General features: G+C 41.5%; 11 protein-coding genes. All 11 read right to left on the bottom strand.

The features are described from left to right. Positions 1-188: 188 nt before the first annotated feature. Positions 189-1,244 carry a GntR family transcriptional regulator gene (locus KOLE_RS02475; RefSeq protein WP_012744994.1) on the bottom strand — a complete coding sequence of 352 codons (1,056 nt, stop codon included), beginning with the start codon at positions 1,242-1,244 and terminating at the stop codon, positions 189-191. A 16-nt stretch (positions 1,245-1,260) separates the two neighbouring features. Further along, positions 1,261-3,507: a GH92 family glycosyl hydrolase gene (locus KOLE_RS02470; protein WP_012744993.1), complete on the bottom strand. Its 2,247-nt coding sequence runs from the start codon at positions 3,505-3,507 to the stop codon at positions 1,261-1,263. Between the two features lie 16 nt (positions 3,508-3,523). Further along, positions 3,524-5,671 carry an endo-1,3-alpha-glucanase family glycosylhydrolase gene (locus KOLE_RS11025; protein WP_012744992.1) on the bottom strand — a complete coding sequence of 716 codons (2,148 nt, stop codon included), beginning with the start codon at positions 5,669-5,671 and terminating at the stop codon, positions 3,524-3,526. A gap of 13 nt (positions 5,672-5,684) precedes the next feature. Then, on the bottom strand, positions 5,685-6,527 hold the full coding sequence (locus tag KOLE_RS02460) for a carbohydrate ABC transporter permease (RefSeq protein WP_012744991.1): 843 nt from the start codon (positions 6,525-6,527) through the stop codon (positions 5,685-5,687). An 18-nt stretch (positions 6,528-6,545) separates the two neighbouring features. Continuing rightward, on the bottom strand, positions 6,546-7,430 hold the full coding sequence (locus KOLE_RS02455) for a carbohydrate ABC transporter permease (RefSeq protein WP_202795102.1): 885 nt from the start codon (positions 7,428-7,430) through the stop codon (positions 6,546-6,548). Positions 7,431-7,661: 231 nt separating this feature from the next. Continuing rightward, positions 7,662-8,930 carry an ABC transporter substrate-binding protein gene (locus KOLE_RS02450; RefSeq protein WP_012744989.1) on the bottom strand — a complete coding sequence of 423 codons (1,269 nt, stop codon included), beginning with the start codon at positions 8,928-8,930 and terminating at the stop codon, positions 7,662-7,664. 56 nt (positions 8,931-8,986) lie between these two features. Next, positions 8,987-11,590 carry a glycoside hydrolase family 38 N-terminal domain-containing protein gene (locus KOLE_RS02445; RefSeq protein WP_012744988.1) on the bottom strand — a complete coding sequence of 868 codons (2,604 nt, stop codon included), beginning with the start codon at positions 11,588-11,590 and terminating at the stop codon, positions 8,987-8,989. 186 nt (positions 11,591-11,776) lie between these two features. Next, on the bottom strand, positions 11,777-12,619 hold the full coding sequence (locus tag KOLE_RS02440) for a lipoate--protein ligase family protein (protein ID WP_012744987.1): 843 nt from the start codon (positions 12,617-12,619) through the stop codon (positions 11,777-11,779). Positions 12,620-12,639: 20 nt separating this feature from the next. Further along, on the bottom strand, positions 12,640-13,593 hold the full coding sequence (locus KOLE_RS02435; protein WP_012744986.1) for a LipS2 family lipoyl synthase: 954 nt from the start codon (positions 13,591-13,593) through the stop codon (positions 12,640-12,642). Next, positions 13,590-14,468, bottom strand: coding sequence for a LipS1 family lipoyl synthase (locus KOLE_RS02430; RefSeq protein WP_012744985.1), 879 nt, complete (start codon positions 14,466-14,468; stop codon positions 13,590-13,592). Before KOLE_RS02430 ends, KOLE_RS02435 begins: the two co-directional genes overlap by 4 nt. Positions 14,469-14,624: 156 nt before the next feature. Next, positions 14,625-17,351 (bottom strand): hypothetical protein, encoded by a 2,727-nt coding sequence (locus KOLE_RS02425; protein ID WP_012744984.1) that lies wholly within the window; start codon positions 17,349-17,351, stop codon positions 14,625-14,627. Positions 17,352-17,356 lie beyond the last annotated feature (5 nt).

Raw genomic sequence — 17,356 nt, 5'->3', positions numbered from 1 at the left:
GAAACCGAGATCCGAGACCCGAGAACCGGAATTAAAAAATCAAAAGCGAGAATGGATGTTGGAGACTGGATCATAGAAAAAAGTGGATCAAAAATTTAGGATTTTGGGTTTTGAAAGCGACGAAGTTCTTATAATGTTATGATACTTGAATTTTTGACTATAATCCTTGGAAAAAACTCAATGCTGATTCATTTGGTAGAGCAACCGCAGGATTCTCTTATCACTAATTTTACCGGGATGTGTTCGGCTCTGGGAATCTTTTCTCCCTTTAGGAGCTTTACCATGAACAATGCTGCCACTTTTCCCATTTCGCTGAAGTTTTGTCTTACTGTGGTAATGTGAGGAAAGGTGTATTTGGATATGATTCTATCGTCAAAACCGACCACTCTTATATCTTCCGGAATCCTTATTCCATTCATCATGAGTGAGGTTATTCCGGATAATGCTAAAAGATCGTGACAGAAGAATATGGAATCGTATTTTCCTTCTTTTATTGTTTTGATGAATTTGTCCCGCATATCTTCTATATCCTCTACAAAAAGAACATCTACATGTTTTTCAAAAGCATTCTTGAAGCCGTTGTATCTTTCTTTAACGCTGAAAATGTCCATCCCTTCTTCGGTAACGAATATTGCTTTTTTTGAGTCATGAACATTTTTAAGGTGTTCTCCGAGTAGATAGCCTCCGTGGTAGTTGTTTGACTCTACAAAAGGAATCTCTTCAAAACCGGATATGGTTCTGTCTATGAAAACTATGGGTAGTTTTTTTTCTATAAACTTCTTGAAAGTATGGCTTTCCTCAAGATTTTTTATAGGTGATATTATAAGTCCAGAGACATTTTCGTCCAGAAGACGGGAAAGCTTTTTTTCAAAATCCTCGGAATAGCTTTTTCCAATGTCTACGAATATAGCATGGACAGAGAAGTCTCTCAACGTTTTGACTATTTTTGATACCATCGCTTCTCCTCTTACATCAGCAACATTTCCAATCGCGACGCCGACGTAAGTTACTTTGTTTTTCGCAAGTTTGGAGATCTCAGAGACAAAAGTTCCGATACCCGGTATTCTGACAAGAAGGCCCTCGTCCGTTAGCTTTTCAACAGCTTTTCTTGCGGTTAACCTGCTCACTCCGAACATCTTGGCGAGCTCGTTTTCAGATGGGATCTTGTCACCGGGAGAGTATTTTGTTTTCAGTTCTTCTCTAAGAAAGTCGATGATTAGTTTATAAGGAGCTTTCGGTGTCAATTTAAGTATCCCTCCATTATTCCATGGGTACATTTTCTAGTCCCCAGGAAAAATCTGGTTTTGCAGACATTTCAAATACGAGTTTCGTACCTTTGATGATTTCCTCGTGATTTATCCAGGCTCTCTTTATCTCTTTATCGTTAAGTATGGCCCGCGATATGTAAAGGTTATCTTTAGAGTTGTTTTTAGCAACTATTTCGAAATCCCTTTTATTATTCAAGTGTACCACCACTTTGTTAAAAATGGGGCTACCTATGACGTAATACGGTGTTCCAGGGCAAACTGGATAAAATCCCATCGCACTAAAAACATACCAGGCAGACATTTGACCACAGTCATCGTTACCGCACAATCCTTCAGGTCCTGTTTGGTAGAGGTTATCCATTATATATCTGACCATCTTTTGGGTTTTCCACGGTTCGTTTGCATAAACGTAAAGGTATGCAGCATGATGTGAAGGTTCGTTCCCGTGGGCGTACTGACCTATAAGACCCGTTATATCAGGTGGTCCATCCACATTGCTGTCTTCCGAAAAGAATCTGTCTAACTTTTTGGAAAAGGCCTCTTTGCCTCCCATTAAGCCTATTAAGCCGTACATATCTGAAACAACGAAGAAAGTCCATTGCCATGAATTTCCTTCTGTGAAGTATTTATAAACTTTTGCTGGGTCAAAGTTATTTTCATCCATCCAGCGACCGTTGTATTTTCTTCCTCTCATAAACCCTGTTTCACGGTCAAAAACGTTTTTGTAGTTTTTTGATCTTTCCATGAATTTTTCATAGTCTTTGAGTTTTCCGAGCTTTTTGGCAAATTGAGCTATACAAAAATCATCGTATGCAAATTCCAGGGTTCTGGAGGTTGCCTCACCAACCCTGTCTGCAGGGACATATCCTTTCTTTATGTAGTATTTCAAGCCTCCTCTGGCTTCATAAAAACATCTTGAGGTTTTGGTAGCGTTTTTTAGCATTGCTTTATAAGCTTTCTGGAGGTCAAATCCTTCCAATCCTTTTACGTAGGCATCCGCTATAACTGAGTCTGCATGGGTTCCTATCATGCAGTTCGTAAATCTGTTCGCTTTGTACCATTTTGGAAGCCAGCCAGATTGATCGTATATGTCAAGCAAACTTTTTATCATGTCCACATTTCTCTCAGGTTGGAGAAGAACGAATAAAGGATGAAGAGCTCTGAAGGTATCCCAGAGAGAAAAAACAGTGTAATGGGGATAATCAGCGGAATGGACTTTATCATCTGGACCTATGTACTTTCCATCTATATCGGAAAAAATATTTGGTGCGATGAACGAATGATAAAGTGCTGTGTAGAACTTTATTTTGTCTCCAATTTTCCCTTCTACTTCTATCTTATTGAGTTCTTTTACCCATGCGGCAAAGGCTTCTTTTTTGACGCGATCAAAATCCCAATCCGGAACCTCAGAAAGATTTTTTCTTGCACCTTCTATACCGGTATAAGACACGGCTACCTTTATGATTATTTTTTCGTTTTCTTCAGTCGAGTACCTAACGTAAGCTCCTACGAAGGGGTCTGAACGACTCCGTAGCTTTTCTTTCCTATTGCCTGGTTCTATCCTGAAAACTTTCCACGTCCCAAATTCCTCGAAAGGTTTCGAAAATTTAGCGACGAAATAAATAGTGTGGGGAGAGCGTGCACCACAGAAATGTCCTCCGGTTATGTATCCTTCTATCTCATCGTTTCCAACTATTTTCACCCATGCCTTCTCTGCCATGTCACCGATTCTGTGGTAGAGATCCAGTATTATGTAAGCTTCATCAGTTTTCGGAAATGTGTATCTATGAACTCCAACTCTTGTGGATGCGGTTAGTTCTGCGAGTATCCCGTAATCATCTAGAAACACTGAATAATATCCGGGTTTTGCGATCTCTGTTTCGTGCCTGAACCTGGATCGGTAGCCTCCGTCAGGATCGTCTTTTGGTCCCGGGAGTGTTTTCAAATTTCCAACGATTGGCATTATTCTGATTTCACCATAATCTGCTGCGCCTGTTCCACTGAGGTGTGTGTGGCTGAAGCCCATTATGGAGGAATCAGAATAATGATAACCTGAACACCAATCCCAACCTTTGATATCAGTATCCGGGCTAAGTTGAACCATACCAAAGGGAACGGTTGCCCCAGGAAATGTGTGACCGTGCCCCCCGGTCCCTATGAAGGGATCGACATAATCCAGAACTGAGGCTGGTGAAATGATTGAAAACACAAGCATTAAAGATACAAAAAAACTCTTCATATTTTCACTTCACCTCTTATTCAAGAAGAGCGATTGTCACAATGCTGGTTGTTTCGGTATTGGTATCATCTGCCTGAATTATCTCTCCAGACTTCGCTTCATATCCAACGGTAAAACCGCCTTCGGGAGCCTGCGTTTTTGTGAGGATCAGTTTGGCTTTTTCTATTTCATAACGGTAGTCATCTGCAATTTTTGAACCAGCTTTTTCCAAACGTTTCGCAAGGAGCACCATCAAACCAGTTTTATATGTTTCGTAGTAGGATTTGAAGGCTTTATCCTTAAATCCGTATCCATCGCACATCTTCATCAGTGTTTTAAACAAATTTTCAGCTTCTCTTACGTTCCCATCTAAAAGGAAGTTCAAAGCTCTATAAACAACCAGATCAGCATAATTTTTCCAGCTGTTGATGATTACTGACTTATCTGGTTTTTCATAAAGTATGTCAATTAAGCCAAATTTCTCGGTGAATTCGCTGGTTATATATTCGTTGTACCTTCTGTAGAAGATGGCTGGTATCTTAACACCAATGATGATTTCATGCTTTTCATCATAACCGTTATTGTATTTTTCAAGTTCTTTTTCTATCGTATCTGCAAGAGGATCGTTTAAAAGTCTCAAAGCATAAGCTGCTAACAGGTTATCGCTGGCAATGTATATCCTTTTGTTGTCCGGTTTTACGTACATACTGGCTCTGAGGAGGTTGATTTCCGGAACGAACTGTTTTTTGAAAAAGCCTGTTAAGGCTTCCTTATTTATCTTTGTTTGATCTCTCTCTTTCCATAATTCCGACCATTTTTTTGTTATTTCCAAATATTTTCGTCCGTATTCAAGGCTCGGCTCTATTTCTGAACCTTCATGCCATTCATTCCAGCTTGTTATTATTACCATGTCAGGGTCAAGATTGAGAACAAGTTTCCATAATTCTTCATAGAGTTTCCCGTTTTCTCTATCAACAGAAAATCCGGGAACCCTTACGTGAGTATCGTCATAGCCTGGCATTATGTTCATAACGTGGATTATCCCATTTTTCCTTGCCTGAAAATTCATGAATCTAAGACCAAGTTTCATCTGAGGAAGTTTTCGAAAAGTTCCGCAAACGTTGTAAGTGTGCAGGCCGCCAAAGAGTTTTGCGAATTTAGCACCCAGAGTGTCGGCTATAAAAAGTGCAGGACCACATTTTTCTCTGACTTGTGATACAACATATTCCCAATCTTCTTTTGAAAGACTGTTTATAGCCCTTGAGTATATGAAGATCACCGGTTTGCCGTTCACTTTGAGAAAATATTCGTCTTTAGCGAACTCTTCCAGAGCGAAACAAAGCTCATCTACAGTTTCTTGCCTGGTAGCCCATCTTTCGTAACCTTCATAATAAAGGCTTATATAAAATCTTTTTCCTTTTTTGTTTAATTCCTTCGCGATGTTTAGCATTTTCTTGATGGTATCCGTTTCATAGGAGCCGGGACCCCACCAGGAAACAACGAAACCATCTATGCCGGATTCGACAGCTTCAGACATATGTGCTCTCAAAATCTCTTCATCCCATGAATCGTAGAGGCCAATTTCGGGATGGTTGGTTCCTTGGTAATACATCCCCGCTCCATACCAGTGAAGCCATCGTCCGTTTCCCATAGGACCTTCAGGAGTTCCATACCATGCGTAGTAAAATGCCAGCGTAAGCCTGGGTGTTTTTCTCTCATATTCAGTTTTCTTATCATTGTTGGTGTTTTCGCCAAGCTTGTTAAGTGTTATCTTGAACTCTTTTCTGTTGGTCGGATCATCTGCTATGTTTTCGGAATTCTTCAGGGTGGCTATTTTTACTGTTTCACTTTCGAGAGAAGCGTATATCTCAACGTAGGTTTCTCCTATATCTCCCTTTTTTATGACAACTTCAGGCTCTATGATGAAATCTTCGAAGGTCAATTTTATGTGGAAAGAAGCTTTTGATTCATCAAATTGGGGTTTGTGAATAGCTATTCCCCAGGGAATTATCTGACAGTTACCGATTCCTTTGTATTCAATAACTTCTCCATCTATGACAGGTGAATTCATTTCTATTTGTGTCCAGTCAGATGTTGTATACCCTCTAATCTCTATTGTCACAATCCCGAGGACAAAAACGGGCAGAATGATGGAAAAAGCGAGAATGAGAATATATTTTCTCATTATATTCCTCCTTTTATCCCTTAATTCCTGACAGCTTTATGCCCTCAATAAGATATTTTTGGGCGATCAGGAAGAATATTATTGTTGGAATCAACCCGAGTGTTGCTGCTGCCATCATCCAGTTCCAGTGTGTACCATATCTGCTCAGAAATAGAGGAAGTCCCAGAGCAAGGGGATATTTTTCTTCATCGGTCAGGTATATGAGTGGTCCGATGTAATTGTTCCACGAAGCAAGAAACTGGAACAGTCCCACCAGGAAGAGTATTGGTTTTGATATGGGCAGCATTAGTTTCCAATATATCTGGAATTCTGAGGCACCATCCACTCTAGCGGCATCTATGAAGTCATCCGGTATGGTATTAAAGAATTGCCTTATCAGGAAAATGTACATAGGACTTCCAAAAAAAGATGGAATGATCAATGGCCACAGGGTATTTACGAGATGGAGCTTTTTGAATATGATGAAGGTGGGGATCATCGTAACGGCGAAAGGCAGCATCATGGTACTGAGCATCAGATAAAAGAAGAAATCCCTACCTGGCCATTTTATTTTTGAAAAGCTGTATGCGACCAATGGGCATGAAAGAATTGCTCCGACAACGGATCCAGCGGTTATGATTACGCTGTTCATAAAGTATCTGAAAAATGGGAAATATTCGACAGCTTTTTTGTAGTTTGACCAGACTGGAGGGATTGGAATCCATTTTGGTGGGAATAGGAAAAGATCCTGATCGGCTTTCAATGACGTTGTGATCATCCAGAGAAATGGGAGCATATAAACAAACGTCACGAGCAGTAAGCCAATTCTTATTATATTAAGCCTGAGTAATTCTTTCGTCTTCTTTCCGAACTTCATATTGTCATCCCCCTATCATCATTTCGAACCGTAGTAAAACACCCAGCGTTTTGACGTCTTGAATATGATAAAAGTCACAAGAAGGGCTAAGAGAAACAGGAACCAGGCCATAGCTGACGCGTAGCCCATATTGACGTATGTGAAAGCATGGCGGTAAAGATACATGACATATGAAAGTGTGGAATTTGCAGGACCGCCACCGGTCATTATTTGCGGTAGGTCAAATATCTGGAATGCAGCCAATGAACTTGTGATTAGGTAGAAAAGAGTCGCTGGCGAGATAAGGGGAAGGGTTATTTTTCTGAACATTTGCCATCTCGTTGCACCATCAAGTGCAGCGGCTTCATAGAGTTCTTTGGGTATGTCTTTTAGAGCGGCCATGTATATAAGCGCCGTTCCTCCCGCTCCCCATTGTGAGAGGAGTATTATCGTTATTTTTGCCCATTTTTCGTCAGAAAGCCACATTGGACCTTCTATACCGAACAAGGATAGAAAAGAATTTACAAACCCGAGGTACGGGTTGAAAAACCAGAGCCCTACAGTTGCAAAGGCGAAAGCGGGAACTATACTCGGGAGATATATCATACTTCTATAGATAACGATCTCTTTTAGAGGTTGAACCAGTAAAACTGCCAGGATCAATCCAACCAGAAGCCCCAATGGAACAAGCCCTGCAACATAGTAAAGAGTGTTGGTTAGAGATTTTGTGAAGAGTATATCGTTGAAAAGCTTGTGATAATTTTCTAAGCCAATCCATTGAGGGGGTGTTGTCACATGGTACTCGGTAAAACTAAAATAAAAAGAAGCAACTACAGGATAAACTGTAAAGACAGCAAATCCTATTAACCAGGGTAAAGCGAAAAGGAGACCTATTTTCAGATTTTTCCTCGTTTTTTTGGTCATCTTCATTGCGTCCGGCATTCAGACTTTCCTCATTTAATGAAGAAAGGAGAATGCCTGCACCTCCTTCCTTACACAAGAGCTGGCTGGTATGTTTGTTATGTAAGAAAACATATTATGATACTGTCACATGGACGGTGAAACATATTTTTGGCTGTAAACACAAACTTCGTTTTACAATTAAGTAGAAAAGTTGGCTCTCTCGGTAGAGAGAGCCAACTTTATTTTCAAACATTACTTTCCAAGAGCTTTGTCAAGAGCTTCCTGGACCTCAATCTGAGCATCCATGAGAGCCTGTTCAACAGGTTTCTTTCCCCAGAGTATGTATTCTCTCGCTTCAGTAAGTTTGTCCCACAGGAGAGCTCCCACGGGAATAACAGGCCTACAATGAGCTGTCGGGAGGATTTCTGCGAATGCCTCTTGTGCAGGATCGCTTTCAATTAACTTTGGAAGTGCGGCTTTGTAAGTCGGAAGATGTCCGGACTTAACTGCGTATATGGTCTGTCCTTCAGTAGCCATGTACAGAATAAATTCGGCAGCTTCTTTTGGATGTTTTGCTCCTTTGGGGATAACAAGACTCCAGCCACCAGCCCAGGTGCTGTTGGGTTCGCCATAGGGAGGATACGGTATTGGAGCCACACCGTATTCAAAGTCTTTCGGAGCAAAGTTTCTAATCTGTGCAAGGAACCAATTACCGTCCACAACCATGGCAAGCTTTCCACCTATGAATGGATTTATTTCTGCACCGAACATAGAGAAGAAGGCACCAAGGTTTTTCATACCATACTTGTCAGCGTATTTTTTCTGCCACTTGAAGGACTCTATGATCTTGGGATCGTTGGCGAAAGTAAGCTTCTGGGTTTTTTCATCATAAAACTTTCCACCGAAGGCCCAACCCCAGGTATAATGCCATCCTTGACCGAACCATGGAACGAATCCTAGCTGAACATATCTGTTGCCTTGTTTTATAGTTAGTTTTTCGGCGTATTCGTCAAGTTCATCGATCGTTACCGGTGGTTTATCAGGGTCGAGACCGGCTTCCCTGAAAAGTTTTTTGTTGTAGTACAGGACTCTGACATCAGTATCCCATGGAAGAGCGTAGAGCTTTCCATTGTAGCTTGCTTCGTCTACGGAGAACTTGAAGAATTGGGACCTCAGCTCTGTTGTGTCTATCCCAATACTTTCTAGATAATCCTCAAGAGGTTCTAAAACTCCCTGATGAGCTCTTTGAGCGACGGTAAACCTATCAAGGTAGTAAACATCGGGACCAGTTCCCGCTGCTACTGCCGTCATGAGCTTGGTGACCTCTGTTTCACTTCCTGGTACAAGGACTACTTTCACTTTGATGTTTGGATGCGTTTCGTTAAATTTCTGTACAATTTCATCGATAGCTCTCTTGTCGACAGGGTTCGACATGTTGTGCCAGAAAACAACCTCCACGGTTCCTGCCAGGACGATAGAGCTCAGCAGCACTACCGTCAACGCAAACAGAAACTTTCTCATAATGCCAACCTCCCTTTGAAAGATTCTTACTAGTTAAGGGGCTCTGCTCCCCCACCCTACTTCGAAGATTTAACCGTCAACACTTTACCGGATTCCAAAACGAATTCGCTGATAATTTTGCCCGTGGGTTCTTCCGCTAAATTTACAATCTCAACGTCTTTCCTGAAAGAAATTTTTCTGGGAACATTGGAAACATTCAAAAATCTTGCTATCACGGCATCTTTATTTTGAGAAATCTTAAGGGCACTTAAATGAATACCATCTTCTAACTCGAAGAACGATATCGTCGGTATCTTCGTGTCTTCTGATGTTTCCATCAGTACCGGATCAAGAAGGAATCTTCGAGAGGCATCGAACATTTCTTCAGAGGATCCGTCACCAAGGAACCTTAGTGAATATCTGTAATTGTACCTGCCTATGCACTGGGCTTCTGGTGTTGGGATTCCAGGGCCCGCGTGTCCTTTTCTTGTTAACAGGTCTTCTCTTGATAACCATCCCACGGCTCTGAGAAGTGTCAACTTCAAATCGAGTCCCTCGTTTGTTATCTGTGTTTCGTATTCATGCAAGCCTCTGGAGGTGATCAGCAGTTTTCCTTTTTCACCTAAAAGAGAAACAAAACTTTCCATAGCATACCTTGAAGTAACTTCTTCAGTTGCGCTTTCGTCAGGTTCAACACTCGTTGGATGTTTTACAAGCCCAAAATAACCATCGTTGACAACCTGATCCAGTTTTTCCGGGAAGTGGAAACCAACCATTAATTTATGATCTTTTGCGTTGTTTTGCAGTGAAAGCTTCACGTCTATCCTCGGTTCATCTCTGAAGAGGATGTATTTGACTTCTATGGGCACTGTGACAGTTCTTTCGGAGCGTGCTTTTCTATCGTTTGTCAGTTCTTCAGGAATCTCGTATTCAACGAGAAGATCTATTTCTTTTGAAAATCCTCTGTTTTTCACTCCCTTCATCCGAACGTTTTTGGGCGAAGCTATTGCTCTATCATCTGGAATTGGGGAGAAATTGTATTCATCTCCAGCATCCGCAACATCTTCAAAGAAGTTCATTTTTTCGTAGAGGGTGTTGTTCTGCTTGTCAAAAGCCTGGAATGTGCCGTCTTCATTCAATTTGAAGTAGTAGAACTTATTCTCGAAGTTTGTTGATACATCATCAACTGATCTGGTTATTTCGGATTCCTTGATAGTAAACTTTTTGAAGCCAATTGCCGGAAGCTGTGCCATGAAGGAGATTCTCACAGGCTTGATTCCAAAGGCCACGTTCGGGCTTATCGCAGTGATGTATTGTGTAATGAAGGAACTTCCCTGGATATAGTCGTTGTCACCAACGCGGTGTAAAAGGTCCACGGTTTCAAGCGGGTTCAAGGGCTCGATAGAGGTCTCACAAATGTTTCCTTCTTCATCTACTACCACATAATTTTTGGAAGGATCGAGAGCAACGATACCTTTTACGACTGTCACTCTTTCTCTTTCGTATGGATTGTAAACGATCAGGCTTTTTTCGTTTTCAGAAGTATCCTCGTCAGAAAGTTTCTTGAGATATGAGCCAAGTGTTTCAAGACCAATTTCAAGAGCGTTGGAAAGCCTGAGATCAACATCCCTGTGGACTTTGTCTATACTACAACCACAGATACTGTCGTGAGGTTGTGATTTCAGGATAAGTCTCCACCCATATTCTATTTCGTTGGGCAGGGAGTTTTCTTCGTTAAAGAAAAGGGTGGATAGAGGTTCCAGGTACCTCTGGTAAAGTAACTGCGCTTCGAAGTTCATGAGTTTCAGATATATCCTTGTAGAGGTTATATCCTTTAGCACCGGTTCGTATTTCGGGTCTTTTAGTTCTCCTTCAACTGTTTTAAGCTCTGGCTTTTGACTTTTAACGCTTTTGAGGTATTCCTGAAGTGATGAGTGTATTATTTTGGCTCCAAATTCTTCAGACCATTCCTGGAACCTCTCAGGAAGATTAAAGAGAGGGAATTCGTGATCTGTTCCGTTCATTATCAATATGTTTTCTGTGGTAGCGTGTTTTGAGAGTTCTTCTATTTCCTTTTTGAAAACGCTCTTCATGAGTTCAATATCTCTTCCGAAGTGTGCCCCATTTGAATAGGATCTGATTAAATTGATCACGAGGATTTCATCACCATTTGGAGCTTTCCACAAAAACTCTGTTTTTCTGGACTTATCGCCAATACCTCTCCAGAGTACCGCCCCTTCAAATCCTAAACCTTTCAATATGACGGGAGTATAGGCGCTATGCCCGAACATGTCAGGAAGGTATCCTATTTTCATCACATTTCCGCCAATTCCAAGTTTGTCGAGGACACTTTTTCCGATAAGAAAATTCCGTATCAGGGCTTCGCCTGTTATTAGAAATTCATCCGGGAGTATATACCAGGGTCCAACGGATATTTTTCCTTCCCTAATGAACTCCACCAACTCATCTTTTTTTTGATGACGCAACTCAAGGTAGTCTTCAAGAACGATTGTTTGCCCATCTAACATGAAATGCTTGAAATGGGGATTTTCTGGAAGATTCTCAATGAGTGAGTCTATAAGATTTAAGAGCCTCTTTCTGAAAGTTTCGAAGGCGGCATACCATTCTCTGTCCCAATGGGTGTGGCTCAAGACGTGTACTCTTATTTTTTTCTTTTCCATGGTTAACCTCCCAACTCATTCAACTTATTTATATTTCTATATACCTGTATATACAACCTAATGTATATCAAAAATTATCAACAATCCAAAATACGAATATTGGCAGGATATTCGCAATAATCCAAAACATAGGAGATTATAGCGAATATTCTTCTGGTTACTAAATTTTTTGAATAGTTTATAAACTTAAATTTGGAGGTCAGGGATTTTCATAGAGTCTAGCGAAGACCAATCAAGCCGTGAGTATTTTTCCTCTCGAAGTTTAGAGGCTAATTTTAGTTCTTTGTCGGTGAGTTCACTCGGTACGAGTTTTACTCCCAGCGATTTCTTAAACCCAGTTAATATTACTTGAGAAATCTCGTCATAGGTAACTTCACGGCCCAGGACACTTTTGATAGTGCAGGCTTTTTTCTGAAAAATCTCTTTCTGCCGGTTGCGAAGTGCTTCGTTTGAAAAAGCCATGAGCTCAAACATCTTGTCCACATCGAGATCTAAAAGGATGGCACCGTGTTGAAGAACGCAACCGAACTTTCTGGTTTGGGCGCTGCCCACCAGTTTTTTCCCATCTACTACGAGTTCGTACCAGGAAGGCGCATCGAAGCAAGCCGCTGTTGTGTGCCGTTTCTTGCTCGGTTTCTCAACCATTTTTGCCGGGATGCCCAGCAAAGCTAACCCTTCCAGGAGGCCTTTACTGAGTTTGAGATAGGATTCGATGACTCTGCCAGATACCTGTGGCAATCGCTGGGATGCAATAACGCTATATGTCAGCTCTTTGTCATGGAAAACAGCTCTTCCGCCTGTAATCCGGCGAACGCAGTCCACACCGGCTAAACGGCATTTTTCTAGATCTACTACTCTTTCCACTTTCTGAAAATAACCCAGTGAAAAAGCCGGTGGAGACCACCCATAAAAACGAAGGGTTGGCGGAACCAAACCCTTGCTGTGAAAAATAAGTATTGCTTCGTCAATAGCCATGTTCATGGCACCATCTTGAAAACCTGTCTGTATAAATCTCCATTCGTTATCCATATCTCTTTTCCCTCTCTTGCTTAAAGCTTTATTTTCAGTTCGGCTATTGCTTTTGTTATTTCGTCAGGTGTTAAAGGGCGTGGGTAGTTGTACATCGGACCGCCCGGTCTTTCATTATAATAGGGGCGGTTGCAATCGGGGCATCCGCTCGTTCTAAATGCTTCGCCGTCAGCTAGATGTTTCAGGAGTTCTTTGCTGCTGAGTCCAAAGCCTGTAATTGAACCATTTTTATAGGAAAAGTTGCTGCCATCACAGATGCCGTGTCTAATGAGCCAGTGTGCTACTTGTATTCGGCGGTATTGATCGAGTGGCGGGGATGGATTCTTAGACATGCGTGTTCCTCTGATGGGAGTGAACGCAAACAGGCCAACGGTGACACCGATCTGGTACATATGCTGGATGGTTTCAACCATTTCTTTTTCTGTTTCTCCCAGACCGACGATCAGGTGAGTGCTGATGTGCCCTGGAAACATTGCGGCTGCTTCTTCAATTAATTTCATTCTATTGTGCCAGGAACCGTTTTTGATTTGCTCATAAACGCGTGGATTTGCGGCGTCTAAAGCTATACAGACACGTTCTGCTCCTGATTCTATTAATTCTGCTGCTTCTTTTACATGATTTACCCGCATGCAAACGCAAATGGGAAGCTCAGAACTTTGAGAAAGGCGATGCAAAATCTTCTGGACGGTGTCTTTTATTCCCGGCTGGTGAACGACCTGCAAGCAAATTCTACGGATTACCTCTCTATCAGTTGTAGTAGATAAATGCTTCATAACCTGTTCCAAGTCGTATTCCGGCCATGTCACGCGGGAAAGTTGATCGGAACGGGTATGGCTGGTTCGTGACTGAGAACAAAAAGCGCAATCATAAATGCAACTCTGGCCTATCATGAAGTAACCGGTGGTGGGCAAAACATCTATCTGTAAGTCTGTTAGGCCCATTACTTTAGCTGTTCCAACGGAAATTCTGATCATAACGCACAGCACTCCTCTCCATGCTTAATGGTCAGCCCTAAGTTAATGGCTTCTTCTTTTGCCTGAGGTGCTGGCGTAACCAGCTTGTTGATACCGCACCTTAGAGCGAGAGGATCTAATTGTTTGCGGTAAGCACCTCCGGGACGCATGCAGCCAAGATGAATGGGTATATCCGGGAACATGATTCTTGCGGTAGCCAATACATGCAGCACGTTCTCAATTGGAGGAGGAGAGCAGTGTGCTAGTTTGGTCCCATGTGTTGGTATAAAAACTATGAACACCAACTCATCCACGCCTTCATTTTTTAGTAACTCCAGAGCTTTAAATTCTCCAGAAAGCGTGCCGCACCTGAGCCCAATGCTGATATGAGGTACAACACGTACGAGTTTTTTCAACTGTCTATATGTTCTCAGGTAATCTTCAACAGTCTTTTCGAGTCCATAGACCTCCCGGATGGTAGCATCATCACCTACAAAGTCGAAAGATATAACATCAGCGATTTCTTCCAGACCTTCCATATCTTCTTCATCCAGTAAACCAACGTGGAAATTGAAACGCCGGTGCTGCTTTAATTTTTTCAGGATTTGCATGTAAGGGCGTATAGGGACTTTTCCGTTTTTGTCGCACCCGCCGGATATCAGAAAACTATCATAATCCAAATCCTCCAGGTTCTTGGACAAAGGGAGCATTCCTTTAAGGTAATGCCCTCCGCAATGGGCGCAGTTGAGCTCACAGTAAGTACCTGTTACTGAAATAGATTTAGTTCGCTTGGGGAGGACAAATTCGATTTCTGCGGGAAAGTTCTCTACCCTTATTTGCCAGGCTTGCTGTATTAGGTTTTCAATAGAAGTTTCGAGATGTGTTGGGAGTTTCATTGTTATATACCACCTTCACGAATTTCCAATAGAATTCCGATGATTTTTCTCCTATATGTTACCTTTAGAAATTGTATCACTTAAAATTAAAAAGATCTCCCCGGCAATCTTTTTCGGGGAGACTTTAATGAAATTATCGTTTTTTATTCCAAAAGATCACTTGAAACTAATTCCTGTTGCCCGTATCAGATTTGATTCTGGTGTCGCAAAGGGCATATCTTCATTTCCATAAAGCCTTTCATCATAGTAGTTTCTGCTTCTAAAACCTGTTATGTTTCCCCATCTGTCTATTATTCCCGCAGCGCCGCTATCTCTATCCACCATGGTTCCAAAGAGGTGCCTGTACCCCATGTTTTCTGCATAGCGTTGATAACCTTCTATAATAATTTGTCCTCTTGAACCTTTTCCAAAGGCAAATAAATTGGCTGTAATCTTTATGTTTTTTACCTTGTTATACCATTCGCGCGTATTATGATATGGTAATTTTATCGTTCCATCGGCAACAACAAGGTTCAACATGTCGTCAGTCTGGGTGTTGTTGACTGCATCATTTGGATCATAATCCGGATTGAACGGCCTTCCCGGGGTAATAAAATAATTTCTGAATGTTGGATCATTGAGCATATCGTTATAGACAATGTCTCCATTTGTGGAAATATCTCCTTCTCTCGAAAGTATGGTGAACTTGCCGTCTATAACCGTCGCTTCTCTTCCGAGATTCTTTCCAATTCCACCGGTGATACCGGCTCCTCCAATTTCCACATTATCTTCGACTACCATGAGACCACGGTGAACAACTTCAACAGGTGTTGAAGTGAAACTTGGATAGGCACCTTCATCATCAGAGTCGACTTTATAAACAGCGATAGAGCTAAAATTGATATTATCGAAGTTGCCCGGGTCGGTTATCAAATAAAAATCAACATCAGCTGTGTAAGTGTGAGTATGCCCACGACCGCGGCCTCCTGCTATTGTCTCCCAGCCGCTCCATCCGCTGTAGCTCCAATCGCTCCATGAATCAACTTCAGATGGAACGTAGGCAGTAAGACCTGTTTTTGTCCATATTTTTGGTTTCCACCAAATCCACCACCAGATTCTTCTTATTGTTTGTCCGTGATATATTAAATTAACATCAACAGGGGCTTTGGAATATGATAATGCCTTGCGGGTTGCTATTCTATATCTTTCTCTAATCGTTCCACCATTACCGATTCTTACTTCACGAGGCCATGAAAATTCGAGGACAGAGTATTTTTCAGATAGATTGAGCGGAATATCATCGCGCTGAAGGATGGTTTTTAAGGTATTTCCTGTGACAACGTCACCGCTTATTGAGACGTTGGAAGCAAAATCTACAATGGTGACTGATCCTGTTGTCTGGCGTTCTGTTATTATCTTCTTTTGTTCTACAATTACCTCAGGAGTAGAAAGCTCTATCAAAACGAAATTTTCGAGCCAGTATTCTATATCTCCGTCACTTAAAAAAGACCTGGAATTTATTGGGTAACCAAGATCGTAGTTAACGGATTCCCTCAATTTTTCGTCGCTGTCAATCCATTCTCTGACATCGTCTATGATATCGTTGATAACATTGGTTTCATCTAGCTGTCGCGTAATATTCTGTATGTCGCTTTCCACTACCGTTTTGTCTCCACTACCAAGGTTCCTTTCTGTATCTTTAAAGTGTATTCCGAAACTATTGACCGCTTGAAGCATCGTCTGGGTTGCGAAATAAGAAGTAGTCAAAATATCTTCCAAGGGACTAACATTTCCATACTGCGTGTCGTAATAATCTGCAATTTCGTTAAACCTGGTTTCTAATTGTTCTATCGATTCCTGATCTACTTTTCTAGCTCCGGATGGTAAATACCATGGTAAAAATTCCGCGCTGAAATCACCGGAAACACCGTGTGGGATGAAATCCTTTATTTCTCCTTTGACCTTCAGGTTTCCGTTTTCAGTCTTGTAATCGGTAGCAACGATAACTTGCGTAAAATCAGAAAGATAAATCCATTTTCTGGAACCGTCTTCATAAATAGCATAAGTTTTGATGCCGAGATTCGTTTCATAGTCACCGTCATTGTCTTGATCTACAAATATTCGTCTTCTTTCGGATAAGTCAGGGTTAAGAGAAAGATTCATATTCCATGACTCATACCATGATTCACCATTGAAGATGGGACCATATTCTGAAACATTATCAGGATCTGGCGGAACTATTGCGCTGATTCTAAGACCGCCGTTTCCCGCACCACCAAGGCCTGCAGAACCGAAAAAGGTTGGGCCGGTAATTATTGATCCTGGAGACCAATAAGCGGTGGTATTGCTTTCAAGTTCAAATCTTGACCAGTTGCTAAAGTATCTCGGGCTAACGACACCCCAACAGTAACCTTTGATACCGTGATATTCAACCTGAACGATTGTTAAGAGCGAACTCGGGAATTTCTTATGAGGGATCATCACAAGGTCTATATTTTTCCCTTCAGCTAGCTTCTGGAAAACTTTTCTTAAGTCATCACCAGGAATGTAAAACCTATCTTCGTAAAACATACCGAAGAATTCGGTCCATCCCTGACCTTCAAGAGTGGCTTCATTGAAAGAGCTTAGAAAATTCGTATACCAGTAAGGTGCTGAGAAAAGTTTTGTGTATTCGGTATATTCATCTATCAATAAAGCACCGTGCTCCAAGTATTTTTCTTGGATATAAGCTAGATTTGCAAGGAAAATATTTCCGGCGTTCATCTGGAGCTCTGATTTGCTTATTTTTTCGACCAGAATTTTTGCTGTTGCCGAACTTCTTGACAACATAGATATGGCGAGAATCGAAACTGTCAGAAGTAAAATCATTGTGAGCGGAAGAATAACTCCTGTTTTCCTGTTCATACAAC

Origin of the sequence: Kosmotoga olearia TBF 19.5.1 (assembly GCF_000023325.1) — a bacterium.
Lineage (GTDB): Bacteria > Thermotogota > Thermotogae > Petrotogales > Kosmotogaceae > Kosmotoga > Kosmotoga olearia.
Note: the sequence above shows the minus strand (reverse complement) of the source record. Positions and strands in the feature narration are given on the sequence as shown.